We start from the raw sequence: 25,987 nt of genomic DNA, 5'->3' as shown, positions 1-25,987 counted from the left end.
ATTCTATCCCACCCCGCGGCGGAGTGGTTATCTCTCCGTCCAATCCCGCAGGGGTAGAAAGAAATGCCTGGCCTGACCTACCTCTACCTCCCGGTAGGCTCTGCGGAGATGATGGACTTCGCCAATGACTGGAACGCCGACCTGCGCCGCACCGGCCGGCCGGAATGCCCGGTCATCGCCAATACCAGCTCCGGCGGGCTGAAGGCCGTGCGGCGGCTGTTCGGCAACGGTATGCTGAAGGTGCTTGGCACCGAGGACACGCTGTTCGTCATCGCCCACGGCGCCGCCAGGGGTTCCCGCCGCATCGGCGCGGATCGGGGCGGCGTGCAGGTCGGGCGGGAATGGGAAGGCGGGGTGATGAAGTCCTGGCTCGCCCCGGAATTCGCCCGGCACCTGGACAAGGAAGGGCTGCGCAAGGATTTCGTTGACCTGCGGCTTTTTGCCTGCGGCTCCGGCCTCGTCGCTGAATCAACGGGCGTGTCCTATGCGGAGGCGCTGTGGAACGCCATGCGGCGGTCCGGCTATGCCCGGCTGGAGATGACCGGCTATCTGGGGTCCGTCCGCACATCCTTCCTCGGGCAACCGGTGGTGGAATATGCGCCGCGTGGCGGCATCACCATGGTGCCCGTGCATGAGGCCTGCGTGCACTACCCCCAGGTGGAAACCCGCCCACGGCGCTGATGCGGCGTCATAATGCCTGGGTGAAGCGGTCGCGATGCGCCTCGGTGAAGCGCATCTCCCGCTCCGACCAGTCGATCACTTCCTGGATTTTTGCGCGCGGCGTCGGTGGCCCGTCAAAATGGGTCAGGCGCTGCTGCCACAGCACCTTGTTCGCCGCCTGCCGCTGGATGATGGCCGGCACCAGCCCCGACCGGGCGGCCGCATCCAAGCCATAGGCATCCGCCAGGCACCGCAGCTGCGCCGCCTGGATGGCCGGCGGCCCGCGATCGGGGCGGGAGGAGATGCACCAGCTCCAGCCCATATAGGCCAGGTCGACCAAGGGCTCGCCCGGCGCGGCATAGTCGAAATCGATGAAGGCCACGGGGCGGCCGGATCGGAACACCGTGTTGTTCGGCCCGGCATCGTGGTGACAGACCACCGGGCTCGGGCCGGCCACGGCGCTGCCGCGCGTCGCGTCGTGGAAGCCACGCAGCAGCCGCGCCGCCTCCGCCACCTGATCGTCCGCAAAATAGCGGAACTTGGCGGGCACCTCGCCGGGGATGTAGTCGAAAATCTCGCGCCCCGCCGCATCCTCGCCGAGATGCCGCGGCACGCCGCCGAATCCCGCCCGCTCCAGATGCCGCAGCAGCTCGCGGACAAAAGCGGAAGAAACTTTGCGCGGGCGCCGCACGGTCTCACCAACCCGCACCACGCCGCGCGTGTCGCGACCGCCCGAAAGCGGCTCCTCCCGCATCACTCCGCGGCGGCGGGCAGCTTCATCCAGCCCGGCACGAAGGGCGTCAGCACCGCCCCATCGGCGGTCAGCGCCACGCCCGGCGCCACCGCATCCAGCCGCAGCAGCGCCAGCCCGTGGCCATCGCGGGCGGAGCGCATGGCGCCCACCTCCACCCCATCGCGCAGCACCGGCGTGCCGGCCGGCGGCAGCCCACCTTCCACCGTCACCGGGAAAATCCGGCGCTTCAGCAAGCCGCGATACTTGGTCCGCGCCGTCAGCTCCTGCCCCATATAGCAGCCCTTGGACCAGGACACGCCGCCGAGCTCGTCGAAGCCGGCTTCCAGCAGCACGGTCTTCTCCGCCTCCAGGTCGCGCGTGCCATCGGGCAGGCCGAGACGCAGGCGGTGCAGGTCCCAATCCGCTTCCGTCGCATCCGCCACCGGCAGCGGCACGGAGCGGTCGGCCAGCAGGCGCCAGCCGGCCTCCGGCAGGCGGGGATCGGGGGCGGCGATCGTCCCGGGCGGCGGCATCGTGCCACCCCAGGCCGCCAGCACCGCCAACTCCGCCGAGGCATCGCGCAGCACCACCTTGGCGCGCAGCCGGAAGCGCGACAGCCGCTGCACCAGCATGTCCAGCTGATCGGCCTCCACATCCAGCAGCAGCCGCTCGGCTTCCGCCAGGATGAAGAAATCGGCCAGCCACTTGCCCTGCGGCGTCAGCAGCGCAGCCCAGACCGCGCGTTCGGGTGTGGCAGCGGCGACGTCATTGGACACAAGGCCTTGCAGGAAGCCGAGCCGGTCCGGCCCGGTCAGCTCCACAACACCACGTCCGCTCAGATGGGCTATCGGCATAAGCGCCAGATGGGCCGGCGACTGTGCGGTTGCAACATTCGGAAGCGCAATCGGCAGCGCGCCTGTTTGGGGCGGCTCCGATGGCCGTGCTATGGCCGCGTCCTGCATGCGCATCCTCTTCGTCACCGCCACCCGGATCGGCGATGCGGTCCTGTCCACGGGGCTGCTCGATCACCTGCTTCGCACCCATCCGGGGGCGCGGATCACCGTCGCCTGCGGCCCGGCGGCGGCCGGCGTCTTCACCCGCATGCCGGGTCTGGAAAAGCTGATCGTGCTGGCCAAGCGGCGCGGCTCGCTGCACTGGCTCGACCTCTGGCGGCAGGTGGCCTTCACCCGCTGGGACCTGGTGGTGGATCTGCGCGCCTCCGCGCTCGCCTGGCTGGTGCCGGCGCGGCGGCGGCTGACGGGCAAGGGCGGGCGCAGGGCGGGCCATCGCCTGACCCATCTCGGCGCGCTGTTCGGCCTGGCGCCGCCGCCGCTGCCGGTCGCCTGGACAGCGCCGGAGGATGCGGCCCGCGCCGCCGCCCTGCTGCCCGGCGGCCCCTGGCTGGTGCTGGGGCCGACCGCCAACTGGTCCGAGAAAGTCTGGCCGGCCGATCGCTTCGTGCAGGTGGCCCAGGCGCTGACCGCCCCCGGCGGCGCGCTGGCCGGCGCGCGGATCGCGGTGCTGGGTGGGCCGGGCACGGGGGAGCGGGAGATGGCGGCGCCGGTGCTGGCCGCCTTTCCGGGTGCGGTCGATCTCGTCGGCAACCTCACGCTGCCGGAGGTCGCGGCGGTGCTGCGCCGGGCGGCGCTGTTCCTCGGCAATGATTCCGGCCTGATGCATCTGGCCGCCGCCACCGGGGTGCCGACCATCGGCCTGTTCGGCCGCAGTAGCGCCGCGGAATATGGTCCGACCGGCCCGCATGCCGTGGCGGTGGAGGCCGATGGCCCGCCCTTCGAATCCCCGATGACCGACCTGCCCGCCGACCGCGTTCTGGCCGCAGCGGAACGGCTGCTGGCCGCGCCGGTGCCCGCATGAGGGTCGCGCATGTCATGGCCGGTGCCGCCCAGGGCGGGGCTGAGGCCTTCTTCGAGCGCCTGGTCCTGGCCCAGCACCGCGCCGGCATGGAGGTGCTGCCGGTGATCCGGCGTGAGCCCGGCCGCGCCGCGCGCCTGACCGAGGGCGGCCTGCCCCCCGTGCAGCTCCGCTTCGGCGGCCCCCTGGACTGGCTGACCGCACCGCGCCTGGGTCGCGAATTGAAAAAATTCCGGCCGCAGGTGGTGGTGGCCTGGATGAGCCGCGCCGCCGGCTTTGCCCGCGCCGCCTCCGGCCGCAATCCGCCCTGGGCCATGACGGGGCGGCTCGGCGGCGCCTATCCGCTGCGGCATTACAGCGCCTGCGACCTGCTGGCCGCCAATACCCAGGGGCTGTGCGACTGGATCACCGCGCAAGGCTGGCCGGCGGACCGGGTGCGACGGGTGCCCAATTTCGCCGCCGATCTTCTGGGGGCACCGCCCGCCACGCTGCCCTTCGCGCCGGGCGCCATCCCGCTGCTGGCCATGGGCCGGCTGCATCCCAACAAGGATTTCGCGACCCTGCTGCGCGCCATGGCGCTGCTGCCAGGGCAGGTACATCTGGCGCTGGCAGGGGAGGGGCCGGAACGGATCATGCTCGAAACCCTGGCCGGGGAACTCGGGCTGGGGCGGCGGGTTGCCTTCCTCGGATGGCGCCAGGATGTGGGGCCACTGCTGGCGGCCAGTCAGATGCTGGTGGTGCCGTCGCGGATCGAGCCCTTGGGGAATGTCGTGCTGGAAGGCTTTTCGGCGGGCCGCCCCGTGGTGGCAACCATGGCCGATGGACCCTGCGAGGTCATCAGGCCGGAGGAGAACGGGATGCTGGTGCCGATCGGCGATGCGCCGGCCCTGGCCGCCGCCATCACCACCCTGCTGGACCATCCGGACCGCGCCGCCGCGCTCGGCGCCGCGGGCCGCGCCGCCTTCCTGGACGAACATGCCGAAGCGGCCGCGCTGGCCGCCTGGTCGCGATTCCTGGAAGAAGCCGCCCAGCGCCACGGGGGAACGGCCTGATGTGCGGCATCGCCGGCCTCGCTTTGCGCCAGGGCCTGACGCCCGATCCGGCGATCCTCAAGGCCATGCTGGGCGCCCTGGCGCATCGCGGGCCGGATGGGGAGGGTGTGCATATCGCCGACAATGTCGGCCTCGCCCATAATCGCCTGGCGATCATCGACCTGGCGACCGGCGACCAGCCCCTGTTCGCCGGGCCGGCCACGCTGGTCGCGAACGGCGAGGTCTACAACTACATCGAGCTGCGGCAGGCGCATGCGCTGGTCTGCGCCACCGGTTCCGACTGCGAACCGCCGCTGCACCTGTACCGCCGCGACGGCATCGAGGCGACGGCGCAGGCGATGCGCGGCATGTATGCCATGGCGCTGCATGACCGCGCCACGCGCCGCCTGGTGCTGACGCGCGACCCCTTCGGCATCAAGCCCATGTACCTCGCCGAGGTGGAGGGCGGCATCGCCTTCGCCTCCGAGCCCCAGGCGCTGATCGCCGCCGGGCTGGTGAAGCCCGTGGTGCGGGCGGAGGCGCGGGACGAGCTGCTGCAATCGCAGTTCACCACCGGCGCCGAGACCATCTTTGGCGGCATTTCCCGAATTCTGCCCGGCGAAACCGTGGTGATCGCCGATGGCGCGATCGTGGAGCGCCACCGCCGCGCCGCGCTGCCGGAAGGCGGGCCGGTGCCGATGACGGAGGAGGAGGCGCTAACCCGCCTCGACGCCGCCTTCGAGGATAGCGTGCGGCTGCACCAGCGCAGCGACGTGCCCTATGGCCTGTTCCTGTCGGGCGGCATCGATTCCGGGGCGGTGCTGGCGATGATGGCGCGGCTGAACAGCCAGCCCGTGCGCGCCTTCACCGCGAGCTTCGACGTGCCCGGCGCGGCGGATGAGCGCGCGGCGGCGGAGGCGGCGGCGAAGGCCCACGGCGCGCTGCACACCACCATCACCGTGACCGAGGCGGATGTCTGGCGCGAGTTGCCCAAGATCGTCGCGGCGATGGACGATCCGGCGGCGGACTACGCCATCATCCCCACCTGGTTCCTGGCCCAGCGAGCGCGGCAGGATGTGAAGGTGGTGCTGTCCGGGGAGGGTGGGGACGAGCTGTTCGGCGGCTATGGCCGCTACCGCAGCGCCATGCGGCCCTGGTGGCTCTGGGGCCGCCGGCCCCGCGCCACGGGCGCTTTCGACCATGTGAAGAACGTGCTGCGGGAGACGCCCCGCGCCTGGCGGGACGGCATCACGGCGGCGGAGGCCGCGACCGCCCTGCCCGGCCGCAGCCGGCTGCAGGCGGCGCAGGCGGCGGACATCGCCGACTGGCTGCCGAACGACCTGCTGACGAAGCTCGACCGCTGCCTGATGGCCCATGCGCTGGAAGGGCGGACGCCCTTCCTCGACCCGGCCGTGGCGGACTGCGCCTTTCGGCTGCCGGATTCCCTGAAGGTGCGCGGCCGTACCGGCAAATGGCTTTTGCGCGCCTGGACCGCCCGGCATGTTCCGGGCGCGAAGCCCTTCGCGCCAAAGCAGGGTTTTACGGTGCCAGTCGCGGCCTGGATTGGCGGGGTGGGGGAACGCCTCGGGCCGCTGGTCGCGGCACAGGCCGGGGTGGCGGAAGTGGCCCGGCCCGACCGCGTCACCGCCCTGTTCCGCAACGCCGCCGGCGACAAGCATCGCGGCTTCGCCGCATGGCACTTGCTGTTTTATGCGCTGTGGCACCGCGCCCATGTGGAGCGGCGGGATGTGCGGGGCGATGTGTGGCAGGTGCTGGGGGGGTGAGAGCCGGTGTCCGAACGGGCGCGCAACATCGCATCCCGGCCCTGAGAGGACCTTCAGGCGACACAGCACGTCCAGGCGAGACAATGCGGTTCGACCGCCTCATTCCCTGAAGCGCAGCGCGTTCGCCAGCAGGGCGAAGGCCGGCGTGGGCTGACGTCGGCTCGGATAGTAGAGATGGTAGCCCGCAAAGGGCGGACACCAGTCGGCCAGCACGCGCACCAGCCGACCCTCCGCGAGGTGCGCCCGCGCCTGGTCCTCGAACACATAGGCCAGACCGAGCCCCGCAAGGGCCGCCCTCAGTAGCGGGGGTGCCACGTTGAACACCAGCGGCCCTTCGGCGCGCACGCGGAGCTCGCGCCCGTCCTTTTCAAACTCCCAGGCGTAGACCCCGCCATGCGTCGGCAGGCGTATGTTGATGCAGGCGTGGCCGATCAGATCCTGCGGCGTCTTCGGCGGCGGCCTCCGCTCGAAATACGCCGGCGCGCCGACCACCGCCATGCGCAGCTCCGGCCCGATGCGCACCGCCACCATGTCCTTCCCCACCAGCTCGCCGATGCGGATGCCGGCGTCGAAACGCCCGGCCGCGAGGTCGGCGAGCGTGTTGTCCACATGCACCTCGACCGTGATGTCCGGATAGGCCGGGAGCAGCCTCTCAAGCGCCGGCCACAGCACCATCTCGGTCGCGTGCTCCCCCGCGGTGATGCGGATGGTGCCGGACGGCCTCTCTCGCAGGTCGCCGAGCGCGGCAAGCGCAGCCTCGATCCCGTCGAAGGCCGGGCCCAGGGCTCTCAGCAGGCGCTCACCGGCTTCGGTGGGGGCGACGCTGCGGGTGGTGCGGGTCAGCAGTCGGAGCCCAAGCCGCGCCTCCAGCCCGCGGAGCGTCTGGCTCAGCGCCGAGGGTGACACGCCGATCTGCGCTGCGGCGCGCGTAAAACTCCGCTCCTGGGCCACGGCGCGGAAGGCCTGGAGGTCATTCAGGTCGGCCTGCGGCATTATGAAGTCCTGCTTCAAGGTCTATGCGGATTCTACCGGCTAATCGCGCCGGACCGCATCTGCCATCTGTTCCGCCACATGCAACAGGCATCGGGCCCTGGCCGGCCGCCGCAACGAAGCGGCTCCATCCTGGAGAAGACCACATGCTGAAATCCATCATCGGGGCGGCGGTCCTGACCGCCTCCCTCTCGGCTGGCCCCGCCATGGCACAGGAGCGCATCCGGATATCGTCCGACTGGGGCGAGGTCGTCGCCGAGCTGGCCGACAACGCCGCCACGCGCAGGCTCGTTCAGATGCTGCCGCTGTCGATCCCGATGCGCGACCACCTTCGGCAGGAGAAGACCGGCCGGCTGCCCGAGGCACTGCCCTCGGCGGAACGACAGGTGGATTTCGCGGCCGGAACCCTGGGTTTGTGGGGGGCGAGCGACTTCGTGGTCTACACCCGAAGCGGTCGCGTTCCAGCGCCCGGCATCGTCGTGCTCGGCCGCGTCACCGGCGATGTCTCGATCTTCGACCGACCGGGCGCCGTCACCATCCGCGTCGAGCGAGGCCGATGACGGCCATGGCTGCGCCGGGCCTGGCGCGTGATGACCGTGCCCACGGCATCGGATGCAAACCCCATACATCGCAAGGAGATACGCCGATGAATGACACCCACGAAGGTCCGAAGCAGGCCCGCAACCCGGCTGTCGATCTCAGCCGCCGCGGCCTGCTGCACCTGACCGGCGGCGGCGCCGCCTTGTCGATCCTCAATCTCCCCTCCGCAAAGGCCCAGGACATGTCGAACGGCGCCAACAACTTCTATACCAGCGACCGGGTGACCACGCAGAAAGTCGTCTTCAAGAACCAGTACCAGATGGACGTCGCGGGCAACCTCTTCACGCCCAACGGCCTCGACCGAAACGCGTCGACCCCGGCAATCGTGGTGGGGCATCCGATGGGCGCGGTGAAGGAGCAGAGCGCCAATCTCTACGCCACCAAGATGGCGGAGCAGGGTTTTGTGGCGATGTCCATCGACCTGCCCTTCTGGGGCGAGAGCGAGGGCCAACCCCGCAATCTGGTGGCGCCCGACGCCTACGCCGAGGCGTTCAGCGCCGCGGTGGACTTCCTCGGCACCCGAGCCTTCGTCGACCGGAACCGGATCGGCGCGATCGGGGTCTGCGGCAGTGGCAGCTTCGTTGTCAGCGCCGCCAAGATCGACCCCCGCATGCGCGCCATCGCGACTGTCAGCATGTACGATATGGGTGCTGCCACCCGCGATGCGCTCAACAAGTCGCAGACGGTGGAGCAGCGCAAGCAGATCATCGCGGTGGCCGCCCAGCAGCGCTATGCGGAATTCGCCGGTGGCGAGACGCAATATACCGGCGGTACGGTGCATGCGCTGGCGGCGGACACCCACCCGATCCAGCGCGAGTTCTACGACTTCTACCGCACACCACGGGGTGAGTTCACGCCCGCGGGCGGGTCGCCGCTGCGCACGACGCATCCCACGCTGACCAGCAACGTCAGGTTCATGAACTTCTATCCGTTCAACGACATCGAGACGATCTCGCCGCGCCCGATGCTGTTCATCACGGGGGACCAGGCGCACTCGCGAGAGTTCAGCGAAGACGCCTACAGGCGCGCGGCGGAGCCGAAGGAGCTTCACTACGTGCCGGGTGCAGGACATGTGGACCTGTACGACCGGGTGGATCTCATCCCGTTCGAAAAGCTGGCGTCGTTCTTCCGGCAGCATATGGTCTGAAGCCCTGGCTTTGGCGGGCGTCGGTCCAAGGGACCGCTGCCCGCCCATTTCGGCCGTTCCGGCATCATGCCGGAACGGCCGCTCAGTGGCTGTGCCGCCCGCCACGGGGCGTTTATAAAAACCCCGACAGCACAGGAAAGCGCCGCCATGACCCAGACCTATGACCTTGTCCTGCGCGGCGGCACCGTCGTCCTGCCCTGGGGGATGGAGGCCACGGATGTGGGCGTGCGCGCCGGGCGCATCGCCGCCATCGGTGACCTGCGCACCGCCACTTCGGCCGAAACCATCGACTGCGCCGGCCTGCATGTGCTGCCCGGGCTGATCGACAGCCATGTGCATCTGCGCGAGCCCGGCGACCCGGCGGTGGAAACCATCGCCACCGGCACCAAGGCCGCCGTGCTGGGCGGCATCACCACGGTGTTCGACATGCCGAACACCAACCCCTCCATCACCAACCGCGAAAGGCTGGACTGGAAGCGCGATTTCATCACCGGCCGGGCCTGGACCGATATCGGCTTCTATGTGGGCGCCGCGAAGTCCAACATCGCCGATCTGGCGGCGCTGGAAGCCGAGCCCAATGTCTGCGGCGTGAAGGTGTTCGCGGGCAGCTCCACCGGCGACCTGCTGGTCGAGGATGATGCCAGCCTGGAAGCCGTGATGCGCAGCGGGCGGCGCCGCATCAGCTACCATTCCGAGGATGAGTACCGGCTTCAGGCCCGCAAGGGCGCCTACACCACCGGCATGCCGCACCGGCTGCATGCCGAATGGCGCGACGTGGAATGTGCCTTCCTCGGCACCCGCCGCCTGATGGCACTGGCCCGCAAGACCGGCCGCCCTGCGCATATCCTGCACGTCTCCACCGCCGAGGAGCTGAACTACCTCAAGGATTTCCGGGATGTCTGCACGGTGGAGGTGCTGCTGAACCACCTGACCCAGACGGATGAGGCCTATGACCGCCTGGGCGGCTACGCCGTCATGAACCCGCCGATCCGCGATGCGCGCCACATGGAAGCGGCGTGGGAAGCGGTGGCGAATGGCACGGTGGACAGCATCGGCTCCGACCACGCACCGCATAGCCGGGCCTCGAAGGAAAAGCCCTGGCCGGATTGCGGCGCCGGGCTGACGGGGGTGCAGACGCTGGTGCCGGTGATGCTGGACCATGTCAGCGCCGGGCGGCTTTCGCTGCCGCGCCTGGTGGACCTGCTGAATGCCGGCCCGGCGCGCGTCTTCGGGCTGGTCGGCAAGGGTCGCATGGCCGCCGGCTACGACGCCGACTTCACCGTGGTGGATATGAAAAAGACCCGCACCATCGAGGAAAGCTGGATCGCCTCCCCCTGCGGCTGGACTCCCTTCGCCGGGCATAGCTGCACCGGCTGGCCGGTGATGACCATCATCCGGGGCCAGGCCGTGATGCGGGAAGACGCGGTGCTGGGCGAGCCCATCGGCGCCCCGGCGCGCTTCGCGCCGTAAGGTCGCTCGGCGGGACCGGTCGGTCCCGCCGTTATCACAACGGCCTGATCGCAGGCCCTTCAGCCGCCTGAGGCGGCCGTCGGCATCACGCCAGCTTGGTGGCGACCCAGTCCTTCAGCGCGCTGCGCGGCAGCGCGCCGACCTTGGTGTCCACCGGCTTGCCATCCTTGAACAGGATCATGGTGGGGATGCCGCGCACCGAATAATCGTTCGGCGTCATCGGGTTGTCGTCGATGTTCACCTTCGCGATGGTCAGCTTGCCGGCATATTCCTGGGCGATCTCGTCCAGGATCGGCGCGACCATGCGGCAGGGGCCGCACCATTCGGCCCAGAAATCGACCAGGACGGGGCCGGAGGCTTCCAGCACGTCCTGCTTGAAGCTGTCATCCGTGACAGCCTTGGTGAATTCGCTCATCGGGAGTCTCCGGGCGCCTCGCGGGGGGCTGGCGCTTTGAAGGCAAGATCGTGGCGGGGAGGGGCCGGGTCAAGCAAGGGGCATGTTGCGCCGGGCGCGGGTCGTCATGCACCCGGTGCATGGAGGTCCAGAAGACCTTCCGGAATGCGCATGAAACGCGCCCCAAATGTCCAAACCAGCGCGCATTCGATGGGCCGGTCCGGGAAGGCCTGGGCCAGCACGGCGCGATAGGCCGCCATCTGCCGCAGATACAGCGCCGGCACCTGTGCGGCCTCCGCCGGCGGCGGGCGGTTGGTCTTGTAGTCCAGCACCAGCACCCGATCGGGCGTTACCAGCAGCCGGTCCACCTGCCCACTGACCAGCCGGTCACCCACCCGCCCGGCGATCGGCGCTTCCGCCAGGGCTTTGGGGCCAAAGGCCTCGGCGAAATTTGGCGCGGACAGCAGCGCCATCACTTCCACGAGCGTCGCCGCCTGCTCCTCCTCCGCCAGCCCCTGGCCGCGCCGGGCGAGGAAGGCCTTCGCGGCCTGTTCCCGCTCCGCGGGCGGTCGGTCGGGCAGATGCTGCAACAGGGCATGCACCAGCCGGCCGCGACGAAAACGCCGGCCGGTGGGGTCGGCGGCGCCATGCGGGGCGGCGGCGGGGCCTTCGGTGTTCTCCCCGGGCACGGCGGAGGGGGCGAGCGCATCCACCACCACCTCCAGCGGCGCAGGGCGGCGCGCCCAGTCGGGCAGGTCGGCGGCGGCGGGCGGCGGGGCGTCGCGCCCATCCGGCCGGGGCGGTGCCTCCTGCGGCGTCTCCACACGGCGCAGGGTGGTGCCCGCGAAACCGCAATCGGCCGGGGCGCCGAACTCGCCCATCGGCAATTCGGCCGCGCCGAGCCGCCCGAAACCCTGGGCGATCAGGTCGTACCAGCAGCCCTCCGGCAGATCGCGGGTTTTCGGGCGTCGGCGCTGCCAGCCACAGACCAGCAGCCGGTCCTCCGCCCGGGTCAAGGCGACATAGAGCAGCCGGTGCTCCTCCGCCGCCCGCGCCGCCTTTTCCTCCGCCAGCAAAGCGGTGAAGGCGGGGGCGTGGTGGTCCTTGTTGGGGGCCCAGAGGGGCAACGGCGGCGAGGCCTCCGATTCCACCCACCGCACCTCCGTGCTGTCGCGGCCGCTGCCCACCGTGTCCGGCAGGATCACCACCGGGGCCTGCAAACCCTTGGCGCCATGCACGGTCATGATGCGCACGGCATCACCGGCGGCTTCCTGTTCCCGCTTCACCACCGCGCCGCCGCGCCGCAGCCATTCGACAAAGCCTTGCAGGCTGGGCGGGTGGCGGCTGCCATGGTCCAGCGCGGCGTTCAGGAATTCATCCACCGGATCCGCCGCATCCGGCCCCAGCCGCGCCAGCAGTTTTTGGCGGCCGCGATGCTCGCCCAGAATTTCGGCGAAGAGCGCATGAGGGGTGACGAGATCGGCGCGGGACATGAGGCCAGCGAGGAAATCGGCCGCACGACCCTCCGGCGTGGCCTGCCCGCGCGCCATCGCGAGCTGCCGCCACAGGCTGCCCTCCCGGCCCGCCGCAAGTGCCAAAAGTTGGTCGTCATCCAGCCCGACCAGGGGCGACTTCAGCGCCGCCGCCAGTTGCAGATCGTCCTCCGGCAGCAGCAGCGCATCAGCCAGCGCCAGCAGATCCTGCACGGCGATCTGCTCGACCAGCCGGATGCGGTCGGTGCCACCCACCTTCACGCCGCGCTCCTTCAGCGCCCGCACCAGCCGCGGCAGCAGCCCGCCGGAACGCTTGCGCACCAGCACCAGAATATCCCCGGCCTGCATCGCCCGGCCGCGGCTGGGCAGCATTTCGCCATCCCGCAGCCAGGTGGCGATGCGGGCGGCGATCGCTTCGGCCAGCTGGGCATCGGCGCCGGTCGCGCCGGCGGGGGTTTCGGGGACTTCCCAGGGCGGCGGCGGCTCGGTCTCCGCGCCGTCCAGCATGGGCCAGAGCTCGACACAGCCGGCCTGGCCGATGCGGTCGGGGCGGTGGCGCAGCGCCTCGCCTTCCGCCACCACACCCTCCCGCGCCGCGCCCTCGGCGAAGACGGCATCGACCAGCGCCAGGACCGGCGCGGTAGAGCGGAAGGAGACCTGAAGCTGCACATCCCGCAGCTTCGCCCCCCGCGTCGCCAGCCGGTCGGCAAAATGGCGCTTCCAGCGGCCGAAGCCGGCGGCATCGGCGCCCTGGAAGCCGTAGATGGACTGCTTGACGTCGCCCACCGCGAAGATGGTGCGCGGCGCTTCGCTGCGCCGTTCGGCGCCGTCGCCCGCGAAAAACTCCTCGGTCAAAGCGGCGGCGATGCCCCATTGCGCCGGGTTGCTGTCCTGCGCCTCGTCCAGCAGCACATGATCCAGCCCGCCATCCAGCTTGAACAGCACCCAGGCGCTGCCCGGGTCGCGCAGCACCTGCCGCGCGGCGAGGATCAGGTCGTCGTAATCCATCAGCCCACGCGCCTGCTTGCGAGCGCGGTAGCCCTCCAGCACCGGGGCGCCGAGGCTGAGCAAGGCGCGGGTCGCCGCCAGCAGCCGGCCGGCGCGGCGGCTGCCCTCCACGGCGGCGACACGTTCGCCCTCCCGCCGCAGGATTTCGGCGCATTCCGCCTGGCGCGGGCCGACATCCTTGGTCGCCATGCGGGCGCGTGGCGTGCCTTCCAGAGTCAGCAGGCATTCCACCCAGTCGGACCAGCGGGCGGCGCGGGTGGCGGGCGGCAGTTCCAGCCAGGCCAGCAGCCGGTCGCCCCGCGCCCGGTCATTGGCGTTGCGGCTGCCTTGCAGCAGCCGGGCGGCGACCACCGCCTGTTCGTCCACCATCTGTGCCCCGGCGCTGACCAGCGCCTGTTCCTCCGCCCCCTCCGGCAGGCCGAGATGGCGGCCGATGGCGTCGCAGAGTTCAGGGAGGGAGCCGGTGCCGCGCAAGGCCGCGCCCAGCCTTTCCCGGTCCCGGTCCAGAGCGCCCACCAAACGAGCAAAAGCATCCGGCGGCACCAAGCTGGCCAGGGCCTCCAGCGCCGGGGCCTGGGCGGGGCTGGCCAGCACCGCCTCCCGCGCCTCGGCCAGCAAGGCGGCGGCATCGGCATCCTCGACCACGCCGAATTGGGGGGCGAGGCCGGCTTCCAGCGGGAAGGCGCGCAGCAGGGACTGGCAGAAGGCGTGGATGGTGCTGATGCGCATGCCGCCCGGCAGGTCCAGCACCCGCGCGAAAAGGCCCCGCGCCGCATCCAGGTCGCGGCGTTCCGGCGCCCGGCCGAGCAGGCCCGCCAGCCGCGCGGCCAGGGCGGCTTCCGGCAGCACCGCCCAGTCGCCGAGGCTGCGCGCGAGGCGCTGCGCCATCTCGGCCGCCGCCGCCTTGGTGAAGGTCAGGCAGAGAATGGCGCCCGGCCGTGTACCCGGCGCCAGCAGCAACCGCAGCACGCGATCGGTCAGCACCTTGGTCTTGCCGGAGCCGGCGGAAGCACCGACCCAGGCGGAGGCGGCGGGGTCCGAGGCCGCCGCCTGGTCGCGCTCGGCTTCCTGGCGGGGGGTGAGGGTGAGGCTCATCCTTCCTCCGCCTCCGCATCCGCCCATTCCGCGATCCGCGACAGGTGGTCGTAATCGCCCCCCCTTGCCGCGCGCCCCGGATGCGGCCGCGCCGGAAAGGCGGCGTCGCCGAGCAAAAAGCGGTCAACCAGCCGGCCCAGGGAGTCCAGCGCCTGCGCCGCCAGCGCCGCCACATCCTCCGGCTCCGACAGCATCCCCTTCACCTCCCCGGCCGTCTCGCCGCCCGAGAGCTTCCAATAGGACAGCGCCCGCACCGTGGCGGCGGGCAGGCCGGTGAAGGCGCCGGCCTCAGCCAAGGCGGCCTCCAGCGGCAGCTGGGGTGCGCTGCCATCGGCCAAGTCGTCGGGCTTCGGCAGGGTGCCGGTCTTGTAGTCGAGGATTTGCAGGCTGCCGTCGCCCAGGCGGTCGATCCGGTCTGCCCGCGCCTTCAGCGCCACCGTGCCGCGCGCGCGTTTCAGCTCCATCCGGCCTTCCACCTCGGTCCAGCTCCGGGCGATCTGGCCGTCGCGCCGCATCTCCGCCTCCAGGGTCACGACGAAGGCGCCGATCCGGGCGAGGCGAGGCCGCCAGAAGGCGGCCAGCGAGGGGCGCGGCCCCTGCGCGGCCAAGGCGGCGGCGGCGGCCTCCCCCCAGGCGGCCAGCGCGGCCTCCTCCCCCGGCCAGCCGCCGGGGGCGGCGCCCACCGCCTGGATGAAATGCGCCAGGGTGGCATGGACGATGATGCCGTAGTCGAGCGCGCCGACATCGGCATCCAGCGGGTCCAGCCGCCGCAGCCGCAGCACGCGGCGGGCATGGAAGGCGTAGGGGTCGGCCAGAAGCGTGGCGACCTCCGTCACCGAAATCTCCTTCGGCCGCAGCGCCAAGGCCGGGCGCGGCGCCGGCCGGGCGATGGGGGTCACACGCGCCGGCGTATCCAGCGCCGCCGCCAGCCGCGCCGCCGCACTGTCGGCCAGCGCCAGCCCCTGGCCGGCCAGAAAGGTTTCGAGCCGCGTAAGCCAGCGCGCCGGCACCGTCGGCGCCCCACCGCGCCGCGCGGCGCGGGACAGCACGGCCTCCGGCGCCGCGCAGGCGAACAGCAAGAAGTCGGTGCAGACGCGGCCGATGCGCGCCTCGGGCTCCGGCAGGCCGAATTGCGCGCGCATCGGGCGGCTCATCCAGGGGCCGGGATCGGTGGCCAGCGGCCAGACCGTCTCGTCCAGCGCGCCGAGCACCAGCCGGTCGAAGGTCAGCAGCCGGGCTTCCAGCAGGCCGAGGATTTCGACGCGGGGATGCGCCGTCTCGTGTTTTCGGACCTGATAGGTCGCGACGCCTTCCAGGCAGGCCTCGAACAGCGCCGGCCAGCGGGCCGGATCGACCGGCGGCAGGTGCCGCAGGGCCGGGGCGAGGTCGGCCATGTGGCTGGCCAGCACCTCCCCCTCCTGCGCCGCGTAAAGCCGCAGCCCGCCCGGTTCCTCCGGCGTGGAGGCCAAGGCCTCCGCCGCCGCCAGATGCGCCGCCAGCAGATCGGCTGGCGGCCGGGCGGCGGCGTGGGACAGGGCAAAGTCGCCCAGCGCCCCCGCCAAAGCTTCATGCAGCCGAAGCAGCAGCGGCTTGCGGTCGTCGTCGCGCAACGCCTCGATGGCCTGCAAAAGCCCATCCAGCCCACCCAATGGCCTTGGCCCACGCAGCACGCGCCGTTCCAGTAGACGCACGGCGTCCAAAAAATCCGCGCGCGGCATGCCCGCCGCCGCCAGCGGGTGCTTTGTCAGGGCCAGCAGGGGGACCGGAGCAAAATCCTCCGCCACGGTGCGGGCCAGGAGGCGCAGGAAGACGCCGGTGGGGGTCTGGGCCAGGGGCTGGCCGGCGCTGTCATCGGCGCGGATGCCGTGGCGCACCAGCTCCGCCGAGACGCGGCGCGCTAAGTCGCGATCCGGGGTGACCAGAGCAGCGCGGGCGCCCGGTGATTCCAACGCCTCCCGCAGCAGCAGCGCGATGCCGGCGGCCTCCGCCTGGGCATCCGGCGCGGCGAGAATCTGCAATCCCGCCAGGCCTGGGGACCAGCGCGCGGGATCGGGGCGGGTCCAGTCGGCCATTCCCTCCGGCGGGCGCAGCGCCATGTCCAGCAGCCGGGGACGGGCGGCGGGGATGGTGCCGACCACCTCGGCACAGGCGGACCAGGGGCGCACCTGCCGTGGCTCCGCCCCCATCGCATCCAACAGCCGCGCCTGGCTGGAGAAGGGGTGGGTGGGCGCGGCGCGGATCGCGTCCCACACCTCGGCGAGGCCGATGCGGTCCACGCCGTGCAGCACCACCGCGCCCTGATCGAGCCCGGCCAGCACGCGCAAAAGCTCCACCGCCGCAGGGATGGTGCCACCAACGCCGATGCCCGCGGCGATCACCGGATGTGCGGGCGGATTGTCGCGCCACGCCTTGGTCTGTTCGCGCAGGGCCAGCACCCGGCGCAGGCCGATATCCAGCAGCCCCGCGTCCTCCAGCCATCCGGCCCAGGTGGTGGCGACGCCGCGCAGGAAGGTGGTGGTGATCTGCCAGTGGACAGCCTGGCTTTCCGGCACCAGGGCTTCGAGCCGGGCGAGCCAGGTCTCAGCGAAGTCGGCGGGGCTGCCCTCGGCGAGCAGGTCGGTGTCCTTCTCCTCCAGCGCGATCTCGTCGAACAGCCGCGCCATTTCGGCGGCGAGGCCCCAGGCCTGTTCCGGCGTGGTCGGGCCGCCATGGCGCGGCGGCAGGCGCAGCACCAGGCTGGTCAGCACCGCCTGGCGCGTCAGCGCCGGCACGGCCGGCGGCAGGTCGAGCAGCGCCGGCAGCGCCAGCTCATCCGCATCCTCGGTGGAAAGCCCGGCCAGCGCCCGCATGCGCGGCAGCAGCAAGGCGCGCCCGCCGGCTTGTGCCAGGAAGGCGTCGCGCAGCCCCCGGGCGGAACGGCGCGTCGGCAGCAGGATGGTGGCGCGGGACAGCGCCTCGGTTGGCTGATCGCGATGCTGCGCCAGCACCCCGGCCGCGAGGCAGTCCAGGAAGGGCAGCTCGGCGGGGATATCGAACAGATTCATGGTCCGTTCCCAGCCTAACAGCCCGCCGTCTTTCAGAACAGTGCGGTGAGCATCCCCGCCCGCAGCATCGTCTCCGCCCGTTCCAGGTCGCGCGGGGTGGAGAGGTGAAACCAGGCGCCGTCATGCACCAGGCCGAACAGCCGGCCGTTCTCGATGGCGCGGTCGTAAAGCAGGTTCAGGCTGAAGGGGCCTTCCGGCACATCCTGGAACAGCGCGGGCGAGAGGATCTGCACGCCGCCGAACATATAGGGGGAAATCTCCCGCTCCTTCGGCCGGCGCATGCGGCCCATCGGGTCGATGAAGAAGTCGCCGCGCCCGGCCTCCCCATCCACCTGGGCGGTGCGCACCAGCAGCAGCAGCGCGTCCATCTCCGCCGGGTCGAAGCGCGCCGCGAGCCGGTCGAGCGCCGGCGTCGGGCCGTCCAGCCAGAAGGCGTCGCCATTGATCACGGCGAAGGGGTCTTTTCCCAGATGCGGCAGGGCGTTGGCGACGCCGCCGCCAGTCTCCAGCAGCACATCCTCCCGCAACACCACCCGGCCGGGGGCGTCGTGGCTCTCCACGGCCGCGGCCACCTGGTCGGCGAACCAATGGGCGTTCACGACGTGATGCGCGACGCCGGCATCGCGCAGCCGGTCCAGCGCATGGTGCAGCAGGGACTTGCCGTCCAGCTCCAGCAAGGGCTTCGGCCGGTCGTCGGTCAGCGGCCGCATCCGCGTGCCGAGGCCGGCGGCGAGCACCATGCCATGGGTCAGGGTGATCATGCCGCGTCCGTCTCCAGCCCCACCGGATTTCGCCGCAGCGCCGGGGGAACATGCCTGTCGAGAAAATCCGCCAGCGGTGCCGCCGCAGGATGCGCCAGCGCCTGGCCCAGCAGCGCCCAGCAACGCGGGCCGTGGCGAAGGTAATGCCGCTTGCCGTCCCGCCGCGCCAGTCGCACCCAGAGGCAGGCGACGCGCAGATGGCGTTGCGCCGCATGGGCGGCCATGGCGGCGCGGAACTCCGACGCATCCAGATCGGGCCGCAAGGCCAAATAGTGGTCGATACAGGCCTCCCGCAGCGCCGGGTCCACATCCCGCCGCGCATCTTCCACAAGGGAGACCAGGTCATAGGCCGGGTGGCCCAGCGCGGCGTCCTGGAAGTCCAGCAGCCCAACATCGGCGGGCGCGGCGCGATCCGGCAGCGGCATCAGATTGGCGGGGAAATAGTCCCGGTGGACGAAGCCGGCAGCGGCGAAGGGTGCCAGCATGGCGTGGATCGCCTCCCCGAATTGAACGCCGATGGCCTCGGTCGGCGCCTCACCCAGCGCCTCCGGCCACCACCATTCCAGGAAGGTCGCGGCGGCGGTATCGGCCATGCGCACCGCGCCCCATTCCGGCAGGCCTTCGGGCGGCGGCACCGCATGCAGCCGGGCGAGGGCGGCGGTGGCAGCCAGGTAGTGCGGCGCCGGGTCTTCGCCGGCGTCCAGGCGCTGAGCCACCGTCTCGGTCCCAAAGTCCTCGATCAGGCCAAAACCCTGATGCGGATCGGCGGCCAGCACTTCCGGCGCCGAGAGGCCGGCGGCGGCGAGGTGTGCGGCGATGCGCAGATAGGGGCCGAGATCCTCCTGCGGCGGCGGCGCCTCCATCAGCAGGGCCGGGCGCGGCCCGCCGACCAGCCGCGTGTAGCGCCGGAAGGAGGCATCGGCCGGCAAGGGCTGCCGTTCGGCCTGGACGAAGCCATGCTCCGTCAAAAAGGCCACTGCCTCCGCCTTCATGCCGCCAATCCTTCGAGCCGGCCGTCCCAGCCGGTCAGTGTCGCCACGCGGGCATTCTCCGTCGCGCCGGGGGCGAGGGTGATGGCCAGCGCATCCTCCGGCCGCAGCGCGCCCAGCCGGTCGGGCCATTCGATCAGGCAGATACCCTCCCGCGCCTCCTCCCATCCCAGCTCGTCGAGCCCCTCCGGACCCTCCAGCCGCCAGAGGTCGAAATGGAAGGCCGGGCCGGCGGGCAGGTCGTAGGATTGCACCAGGGTGAAGGTGGGGGACGGCACCTCCAGCCCCGGATCGCCGCAGGCCGCTCGCAGGAAGGCACGCGCCAGGGCCGACTTGCCGGCGCCGAGCGGACCCTCCAGCAGGATCGCATCGCCCGGCCGTGCGCGCGCCGCCAGCTTCGCCGCCAGCGCCACGGTCGCGGCCTCATCGTCCAGGGGGAGGGTCAGGGTCATGCGCGCCGGCAATTTGCCCCGCCGCTGCCGCGCCGCACAAGACGCGGCCGTGATCCCGGGGCCTTGATCCAGCCGGCACCTTGGTCCAAGCACGCTGCCGATCTGGGGAATGAGGACGAGATGCCGGCAGTGGTCGAGACGGATGTGGCGATCATCGGCGCGGGTCCGGTCGGGCTCTTCGCCGTGTTCGAATGCGGCATGCTGCGGATGAAGACGGTGGTGATCGATGCACTGTCCGAAATCGGCGGCCAGTGCAGCGCGCTCTATCCCGAAAAGCCGATCTTCGACATCCCCGCCCATCCGGAGATTGCCGGCGCCGACCTGATCGCGGCGCTCCACAAGCAATGCGCGCCCTTCGACCCGCTGATGATGCTCGGCCGCCGCGTCGAATCCCTGCGGCAGGAGGGTGAGAAGCTGGTGCTGGGCACCAGCGAGGGCGACACCATCACCTGCCGCGCCGTCATCCTGGCCGCTGGCGCCGGCGCCTTCGGCCCGAACCGGCCGCCGCTGGAACGCCTGCCGGAATTCGAGGCCAGCGGCGCCGTGCGCTACCTGGTCAGCAAGCGGGAGGAGTTTCGCGGCAAGCGCGTGGTCATCGCCGGTGGTGGCGACAGCGCAGTGGACTGGGCGCTGAGCCTGAAGCAGGTGGCCGCGCAGGTGACGGTGGTGCATCGCCGCGACAAGTTCCGCTGCGCGCCCGAAAGCGCCGCCCAGTTGAAGCAGGCGGCGGAGCGCGGCGAGATCGAGATGGCCATCCCCTACCAGCTCCATGGCCTGGAAGGGGAGGGCGGCGTGCTGACGGGCGTGTCGCTGGCGACCCTGAAGGGGGAGGTGAAGACCGTGCCGGCGGACCATCTGTTGGCCTTCTTCGGCCTGTCGATGGAGCTCGGCCCGATTGCCGATTGGGGCCTCGACCTCGACCGCAGCCACATCACGGTGGAGCCCGCCACCTGCGCCACGAATATCCCCGGCGTGCATGCCATCGGCGACATCGCCACCTATCCCGGCAAGCTCAAGTTGATCCTGCAGGGCTTCTCGGAGGCCGCGATGGCCGCGCATGCGATCCATCCGCGGGTCTTCCCGGGGGAGGCGCTGCATTTTGAGTATTCGACCAGCAAGGGATTGCCGGTTCCCGGCTGACGACACGAATCGCCGAAATCAAGACGCATGCGACATGATCCAGGGCGCTAACCTCCCTCTTCAAGACCGCCCGGCAGGCGGCATGGGGAGGATGGGAGCATGCCGTTCGAGCCACCTTGGGCGGATTTTCGCCGGCGGGATCTCGTCTACGGGGTGGAGGAGGCGCCACTGCCGCACTGGTGCCGCAGGCGATATCTGGATGACCCGCACCTGTTCCTGGGCGGCCTGACGATCGAGGATTTTCACATCATGCAAGGCGAGGCCAACGCCAACAGGCGAGGCCAGGCGCATTTCAAGCTGATGCTCCAGACCCATAAATTCGGCAGCAGCGTCGATGCACCCATCACCAACGAGGCGGCGCGGCGGAAGGATAAAGGCGGCCTGCTCTGGGCTGCGCAGATCGGACGCACCGTCCACTTCGTGCTGGACGGGCTGGATATGGCGGCGGTGGTGAATAAGAACTTTGTCGGAGCGAACCCGGATCGGGAGGCGACGGCATTTGGACCCAAGAACCGGGCGGTGACAGGTTCCGAATTGCGATGGTTGTACCGAAATCGGTACATGCCGCAGGTAAAAAAAGTTGTGCAGTTCTGGTTCCGAGGCGTCCAGGTGCCGCCACCCTGGGTCGCCTATTATGAACTCGGCCATGACGACGAGGGAACCGTTCTGGTCATCCCTCATGCAGGCGCTGCGCTATGGGCCCAGTACCATCCTCACTTGGTGCCCGTGCCCGGCTGATCCGCCGGACGCGCGCCTGCACAGGCGCGCCGTCGGCGCGACCCGGGCATTAAGCCGCCTGCAACAGCCCCTCGATCCGCCCTGCATCCGCGCGCGGCACGCGCAGCTTCAAGGCCCGGCCCTCGAGCTCGGTGGCGCTCCGGTCCAGCGGCACGCTGCGCACCAGGCTTTCCAGCGCGAGCTTGGCGGCCTCGTGATCCGGGAAGTCGCGGGACAGGGTCACGGCGTCGCGCACCTCCGGCCCCTCCGAATCCCCCTGATCGGCCTGCACGGCGCGCGGACCCTGGGTGGAGGTGACGGAATTCGGGTCGCTGGCCGGGAAACTGTCGCGGACGCCGATCTCGACATCGACATCGGCTTCCTTGTCGGGCCGGTCGCTGGGCTTCTGCATGGCGGGACTCCCCTCTGTGAGCCAGCGTAACGCTTGGCTGCCCCAGAAGTTCGGCGCCCCGCCGGCGCCGATGGCCGCCAGCCGGGCCAGATTCGCGCTCATGCCCAGCCTCAGGCGAAGAGGAAATCGGCGGCGGTGAGCGACATGGTGCCGAGCACATGCCCCACCAGCTCATCCGTCGCGGTGAAGCGGCGGTCGCCGTCGGTATCGGCGTAGATCGCCGTCCCCGTCGCGCCGGACAGCGTTTCCGACCGCAGGAAGTAGCTCCCGACATCGTCCGAGAGCTGGATGCGGTCGCCGCGCTGAAAATCCAGGATGCGGCCGTAATCGGCCCGTCCGGCGGCGCCGGCCAGCCCGTCATTGTAGAACAGGCCGCGGGCATCGCCGAAGACGAAGATGTCGTTCCCGGCCAAGCCCCGCAGCGCGTCGATCGTGCCCTTACCCAAAAAGCTGCCGGATTGCGGCACACCGCTGAGGATATCGACGCCGGTCGTGCCGGTCAGCGTTTCGGACGCCGTGGTGCCGTACAGCCGGCCACCGGTCGAGGGCGGCAGGATCGGCACCGCATCGCCATCGCCGGCGCGCAGCATCGCCTCCGCATCCAGCCTGCCGCCGGTGGCGGTGCGGCCGGCGAGGGAGGCGGTCGCGGTGGTGGAACCCAGCAGCGCGGCGCGGATCTCCGCCGCGCTGTCGCCCTGGTTGGCCGCGGCATAAAGCGCGACGGCGCCGGTGACATGCGGCGCGGCCATGGAGGTGCCGCTCATCGTCCCATAGCCGCCATTGGCGGTGGTGGAGAGGATGCCCTGCCCCGGTGCCGCCAGGTCCACGGTGGTCGCGCCGTAATTGGAAAAGCTGGCCAGCCCGCCGGTGCTGGTGATGGCGGCGACGGAGACCACGGCCTCATATCCCGCGCTGGCCAGTGTGCTGTAATTCGCCGGGTAGCTGGCGGTGCCGTCGGTATTCACCGCGGAATTGCCAGCGGCGGCGATAAACAGATTGCCCGCCGAGGCCGTGCGGTCGATGGCCGCCTGCATGGCGCTGGAATAGCCGCCGCCGCCCCAGGAATTGTTGGTGGCGACGAAATCCTGCACCACCGTCGCCTTGCCGGCCGCCGTGTAATAGTCGAGCGCCTTCACGGCATTGCCCAGGCTGCCGGAGCCATTGGCCCCCAAAAATTTCAGCGCCAGGATCTGCACGTTCCAGGCGACGCCCGCGACGCCGGCGCCATTGCCGCCGATTGCGCCGATGGTGCCGCTGACATGGGTGCCGTGGCCGTTGTCGTCGAAGGGGTCGTTGTCGTTGTTGACGAAGTCCCAGCCGAACAGGTCGTCGCGATAGCCGTTGCGGTCCTGGTCGTCCTTGTTCGACCACCGCGTGTCGCGCAGCAGGTCCCCGGCATCGATCCGGCCGTTCTTGTTGAGGTCGGAGACGAAGCCGTTATTCGCCGCCTGGTTCAGGTCGCGAAAGGTGATCTGCCCGTCGCGGTCCACATCCGACAGCTTGCTGCGGAAGCTGACGGGGATCTCGCCCTGGTTGATCCAGACATTCAGATACAGGTCGGCATGGGTGTAGTTGATGCCGCTGTCGATGACGCCGACCACGATCTTGGAGGACCCCGTCGCGCCCGCCGCCCAGGCCTCCCCGGCCTGGCTGCCAAAGGCGTTCTTCTGGGCCGTCGCATCGCCGTACATGCCCCAGAGGGACCCGTTGGTGTAGCTGGCGTCATTCGAGACGGCCGTGACCGATACCGTGAAATTCTCCTCCGCGAATTCGACGCCGGGCTGGATCGACAGCAGCTCGATCGCGGCCGCTTCCTCCGTCCCCTCTGGCAGGGCGACGCGCAGCAGCAGCCCATCCTCCTGGCCCGGCAGGTTGCCGCGGATGATCTCGATGGCGGTGCCGGAGACGCGGGCCAGGGCCTGCTCAATGAGCGCCGGGTCCAGCCCGGGGCTGAACTGCACGAGCAGTTCCTCGGCGGCAGCCGGCGTCATGGCGGGCAGCGGGGCGACGGCGGGGGCAGCAGGCAGTTCCATGGCGGCGGCGGGGGCCAGGACCGGGATGGAGACCGGCGCGTCGGCCGGCTCGGTGGCGAGGCTGGGCCCCGGTACCCAGGCCTGGCCCTGGACCAGGTCCTCCTCCGGCAGGTCGGAGGACAGCGCGTGGGCGACGTTCAATTTTGGGATCAACACGCATCCTCCGGGATTCTTGGGCCACAAGGCCTGTTTTCCGGGAGAAAGGTGAAGGAGAGGTGAGCGCGCTCTGGTGGGGCTGTCAGGGCGCTACAGCCGCGCCTCCCGCCACAGCCCCAGCTTCTGCTGGGCGGCCGCGTCGGAATAGCCGAACAGCACCAATTCGCTCTCCGCCGCCAGGGTCAGACTCGCCCAGGAGGGCACGACCAGAAGGTCGCGAGGGCGCAGGGCGAAATCCTGCTCGCCGATCCGGGCCGTGCCCGTGCCTTCCACGACCACCAGCACCATCGCATCGGTGGCGCGACGCGGCCTTGTCGCAAAACCGGCGGGCAGCAGGCGGACATGGGCGGCGATGGTGGGCATGACCGGCCCGCCATCGGCCGGATTGATGAATTCCAGCGCGTGGCCGAGATGCGGATCGGGGTCCCCGGCGCGGGCCATGGCGGCCAGGCTCTCGCGCCACTCCGCATAGGGGTAATGGAACAGCGGCAGCGTCTGCGGCCGCCGCGCGCCCAAAGTGCCGCCATAGGGCCGCAGGTTGCGGCCGTAGCGGGCGGCGGTGTCGCCGGCCGGCGCCGTCTCGGGATGCGCCATGACGCCATCCGGCAGGCGTTCTGCGAAACTCGCGGCGAAATGGCGCACGGTGGGGATGTCCAACCCATCCAGCCAGATCATCGGCGCGGCGCTGGCATTGCCGTGGTCATGCCATTGCCAGTTCGGCGTCAGCACCAGGTCGAAGGGGCGCATCACCGCCTTCTCGCCATCCAGCGCCGTGAAGGCACCGTCGCCTTCCATCACGAAGCGCAGCGCGCATTGCGTGTGGCGGTGGCAGGGCGCGACCTCCCCGGGCAGGATCAGTTGCAGGCCCGCATAGAGGCTTGTGGTGACGGAGGATGTGCCGGGCAGCCCCGGATTTTCGAGGATCAGCACGCGGCGCTCGGCCTGTTCCGCGGTGATCAGGTCCCCGGCGCGCAGCAGATGGTCGCGCGCCGTATCGTAATGCCAGAGATGCGGCTGCACCGGGGAGGCCGGGGTCGGCGTGACCAGCGCGTGCAGCACTTCCCACAGGGGGAAAAGATGCTGCGGCGCCATCTCGGCATAAAGGCCCCGCAGCAGCGCCTTCGGGTCGTTTGTCCCGTCCATTGTCGTTCGCTCCCAACCCGCGGATCGGGAGCGGCTGCGCCCGATCAGCTCTTTCGGACAGCCTCCGCCAAATCACGCACCCGGTCCAGCACAGCCGGCACCGTGGCCGGCGTGGCGCGGCCCTGCGGGTCGAGGCTGGCGACCAGCCCCTCGATCAAGGCGGAGGCGACCACCGCGCCATCGGCGATGCGGGACGCCTCGGCCGCCTGTTCCGGCGACCGCACGCCGAAGCCGATGGCGATGGGCAGGTCGGTGAACTTGCGGATGCGCGGAATGGCGGCGGCCAGATCGGCCGTGCTGGCGCTGCGCGTGCCGGTGATGCCGGTGATCGCCACGTAATAGACGAAGCCGGTGGTGGCGGAGAGCACCTTGGGCAGCCGCGCCTCATCGGTCGTCGGCGCCACCAGGCGGATCAGATCGAGGCCGTTGGCCGTCGCTGCGGGCTGCAACTCATCGGCTTCCTCGGGCGGCACATCCACCACGATCAGCCCATCCACGCCCGCCTCGGACGCTTCGGCGCAGAAGCGGGGCACGCCATAGGACAGGATCGGGTTGAAATAGCCCATCAGGATGACCGGCGTTTCCCGATCCCCCTGGCGGAATTCGCGCACCATGCCGAGCGCGCCGGCCAGCGTGGCGCCGGCCTTCAGCCCGCGCTGCCCGGCCTTCTGGACCGTCGGCCCATCCGCCATCGGGTCGGTGAAGGGCACGCCGATCTCGATCAGATCGGCGCCGGCCGCCGGCATGCCGCGCAGGATCGCCATGGCGGTCTCGCGGTCCGGATCGAACGCCTCCAGGAACGGAATCAGGGCGCCGCGGCCCTGGGCCTTGAGGGCTGCGAAGCGGGTGGCAATGCGCGACAT

At 70.7% G+C, this 25,987-nt stretch carries 22 protein-coding genes; 9 read left to right on the top strand and 13 right to left on the bottom strand.

Features of this window, described 5'->3' with window-relative positions; genetic code table 11:
* Positions 1 to 63 precede the first annotated feature (63 nt).
* A complete protein-coding gene (locus tag ACVFYP_RS25110) occupies positions 64 to 681 on the top strand; it encodes a hypothetical protein (RefSeq protein ID WP_499202973.1) in 618 nt (205 codons plus the stop codon).
* Positions 682 to 688: 7 nt separating this feature from the next.
* Here ACVFYP_RS25110 and ACVFYP_RS25105 read toward each other — a convergent pair whose 3' ends face one another.
* Both ACVFYP_RS25105 and ygfZ read right to left on the bottom strand, forming a co-directional pair.
* A complete protein-coding gene (locus tag ACVFYP_RS25105; RefSeq protein WP_499202972.1) occupies positions 689 to 1,414 on the bottom strand; it encodes a phosphotransferase in 726 nt (241 codons plus the stop codon).
* Positions 1,414 to 2,247, bottom strand: coding sequence for a CAF17-like 4Fe-4S cluster assembly/insertion protein YgfZ (gene ygfZ, locus ACVFYP_RS25100; RefSeq protein WP_499202971.1), 834 nt, complete (start codon positions 2,245 to 2,247; stop codon positions 1,414 to 1,416). The genes ACVFYP_RS25105 and ygfZ overlap by 1 nt, the downstream gene beginning before the upstream one ends.
* Positions 2,248 to 2,353: 106 nt before the next feature.
* On the opposite strand from ygfZ, the gene ACVFYP_RS25095 reads away from it, so the two are divergent.
* The 3 genes from ACVFYP_RS25095 to asnB are packed head-to-tail and all read left to right on the top strand — an operon-like array spanning position 2,354 to position 6,080.
* Positions 2,354 to 3,268, top strand: a complete 915-nt coding sequence (locus ACVFYP_RS25095) for a glycosyltransferase family 9 protein (protein WP_499202970.1) — start codon at positions 2,354 to 2,356, stop codon at positions 3,266 to 3,268.
* Positions 3,265 to 4,317: a glycosyltransferase gene (locus ACVFYP_RS25090; protein WP_499202969.1), complete on the top strand. Its 1,053-nt coding sequence runs from the start codon at positions 3,265 to 3,267 to the stop codon at positions 4,315 to 4,317. Before ACVFYP_RS25095 ends, ACVFYP_RS25090 begins: the two co-directional genes overlap by 4 nt.
* On the top strand, positions 4,317 to 6,080 hold the full coding sequence (gene asnB, locus ACVFYP_RS25085) for an asparagine synthase (glutamine-hydrolyzing) (protein ID WP_499202968.1): 1,764 nt from the start codon (positions 4,317 to 4,319) through the stop codon (positions 6,078 to 6,080). The genes ACVFYP_RS25090 and asnB overlap by 1 nt, the downstream gene beginning before the upstream one ends.
* 99 nt (positions 6,081 to 6,179) lie before the next feature.
* Here the strand turns inward: asnB and ACVFYP_RS25080 are convergent, their stop codons facing one another.
* Entirely contained in the window at positions 6,180 to 7,073 is an 894-nt protein-coding gene (locus ACVFYP_RS25080) for a LysR family transcriptional regulator (protein WP_499202967.1), read from the bottom strand.
* 143 nt (positions 7,074 to 7,216) lie between these two features.
* Between ACVFYP_RS25080 and ACVFYP_RS25075 the strand changes: the two genes are divergently transcribed.
* The 3 genes from ACVFYP_RS25075 (at position 7,217) to ACVFYP_RS25065 (ending at position 10,287) form a co-directional block, all read left to right on the top strand.
* On the top strand, positions 7,217 to 7,630 hold the full coding sequence (locus tag ACVFYP_RS25075; RefSeq protein ID WP_499202966.1) for a cyclophilin-like fold protein: 414 nt from the start codon (positions 7,217 to 7,219) through the stop codon (positions 7,628 to 7,630).
* Positions 7,631 to 7,716: 86 nt separating this feature from the next.
* A complete protein-coding gene (locus ACVFYP_RS25070; RefSeq protein ID WP_499202965.1) occupies positions 7,717 to 8,817 on the top strand; it encodes an alpha/beta hydrolase in 1,101 nt (366 codons plus the stop codon).
* A 147-nt stretch (positions 8,818 to 8,964) separates the two neighbouring features.
* Entirely contained in the window at positions 8,965 to 10,287 is a 1,323-nt protein-coding gene (locus ACVFYP_RS25065) for a dihydroorotase (RefSeq protein ID WP_499202964.1), read from the top strand.
* An 85-nt stretch (positions 10,288 to 10,372) separates the two neighbouring features.
* Here the strand turns inward: ACVFYP_RS25065 and trxA are convergent, their stop codons facing one another.
* From trxA to tsaE, 6 genes are all read right to left on the bottom strand, one after another.
* The gene (trxA, locus tag ACVFYP_RS25060; RefSeq protein ID WP_216878244.1) at positions 10,373 to 10,702 is read right to left on the bottom strand and encodes a thioredoxin TrxA; all 330 of its coding nucleotides are present in this window, start codon (positions 10,700 to 10,702) and stop codon (positions 10,373 to 10,375) included.
* A gap of 104 nt (positions 10,703 to 10,806) precedes the next feature.
* Positions 10,807 to 14,277 (bottom strand): double-strand break repair helicase AddA, encoded by a 3,471-nt coding sequence (gene addA, locus ACVFYP_RS25055; protein WP_499202963.1) that lies wholly within the window; start codon positions 14,275 to 14,277, stop codon positions 10,807 to 10,809.
* Complete coding sequence (gene addB, locus ACVFYP_RS25050) at positions 14,274 to 17,321, bottom strand: double-strand break repair protein AddB (RefSeq protein WP_499202962.1); 3,048 nt, start codon at positions 17,319 to 17,321, stop codon at positions 14,274 to 14,276. The genes addA and addB overlap by 4 nt, the downstream gene beginning before the upstream one ends.
* A 32-nt stretch (positions 17,322 to 17,353) precedes the next feature.
* On the bottom strand, positions 17,354 to 18,082 hold the full coding sequence (locus ACVFYP_RS25045; RefSeq protein WP_499202961.1) for a nucleotidyltransferase family protein: 729 nt from the start codon (positions 18,080 to 18,082) through the stop codon (positions 17,354 to 17,356).
* Positions 18,079 to 19,074, bottom strand: a complete 996-nt coding sequence (locus tag ACVFYP_RS25040; protein WP_499202960.1) for an aminoglycoside phosphotransferase family protein — start codon at positions 19,072 to 19,074, stop codon at positions 18,079 to 18,081. Before ACVFYP_RS25040 ends, ACVFYP_RS25045 begins: the two co-directional genes overlap by 4 nt.
* Positions 19,071 to 19,523 (bottom strand): tRNA (adenosine(37)-N6)-threonylcarbamoyltransferase complex ATPase subunit type 1 TsaE, encoded by a 453-nt coding sequence (gene tsaE, locus ACVFYP_RS25035; protein WP_499202959.1) that lies wholly within the window; start codon positions 19,521 to 19,523, stop codon positions 19,071 to 19,073. The genes ACVFYP_RS25040 and tsaE overlap by 4 nt, the downstream gene beginning before the upstream one ends.
* A 120-nt stretch (positions 19,524 to 19,643) precedes the next feature.
* Here tsaE and ACVFYP_RS25030 point away from each other — a divergent pair, with 120 nt between their 5' ends.
* Together ACVFYP_RS25030 and ACVFYP_RS25025 are read left to right on the top strand one after the other, a co-directional pair.
* Positions 19,644 to 20,663, top strand: coding sequence for an NAD(P)/FAD-dependent oxidoreductase (locus ACVFYP_RS25030; RefSeq protein ID WP_499202958.1), 1,020 nt, complete (start codon positions 19,644 to 19,646; stop codon positions 20,661 to 20,663).
* A gap of 99 nt (positions 20,664 to 20,762) precedes the next feature.
* Positions 20,763 to 21,401 carry a hypothetical protein gene (locus ACVFYP_RS25025; RefSeq protein WP_499202957.1) on the top strand — a complete coding sequence of 213 codons (639 nt, stop codon included), beginning with the start codon at positions 20,763 to 20,765 and terminating at the stop codon, positions 21,399 to 21,401.
* Positions 21,402 to 21,450: 49 nt separating this feature from the next.
* Here ACVFYP_RS25025 and ACVFYP_RS25020 read toward each other — a convergent pair whose 3' ends face one another.
* The 4 genes from ACVFYP_RS25020 to trpA form a co-directional block, all read right to left on the bottom strand.
* Positions 21,451 to 21,894 (bottom strand): hypothetical protein, encoded by a 444-nt coding sequence (locus ACVFYP_RS25020; RefSeq protein ID WP_499202956.1) that lies wholly within the window; start codon positions 21,892 to 21,894, stop codon positions 21,451 to 21,453.
* Positions 21,895 to 21,902: 8 nt separating this feature from the next.
* A complete protein-coding gene (locus ACVFYP_RS25015; RefSeq protein ID WP_499202955.1) occupies positions 21,903 to 23,966 on the bottom strand; it encodes a S8 family peptidase in 2,064 nt (687 codons plus the stop codon).
* 105 nt (positions 23,967 to 24,071) lie between these two features.
* A complete protein-coding gene (gene gtdA / locus ACVFYP_RS25010; protein ID WP_499202954.1) occupies positions 24,072 to 25,124 on the bottom strand; it encodes a gentisate 1,2-dioxygenase in 1,053 nt (350 codons plus the stop codon).
* A 44-nt stretch (positions 25,125 to 25,168) separates the two neighbouring features.
* Positions 25,169 to 25,987: a tryptophan synthase subunit alpha gene (gene trpA / locus ACVFYP_RS25005; protein ID WP_499202953.1), complete on the bottom strand. Its 819-nt coding sequence runs from the start codon at positions 25,985 to 25,987 to the stop codon at positions 25,169 to 25,171.

This window comes from Roseomonas sp. F4, from assembly GCF_053891155.1.
This window is presented reverse-complemented; position numbering and strand designations above follow the sequence as displayed.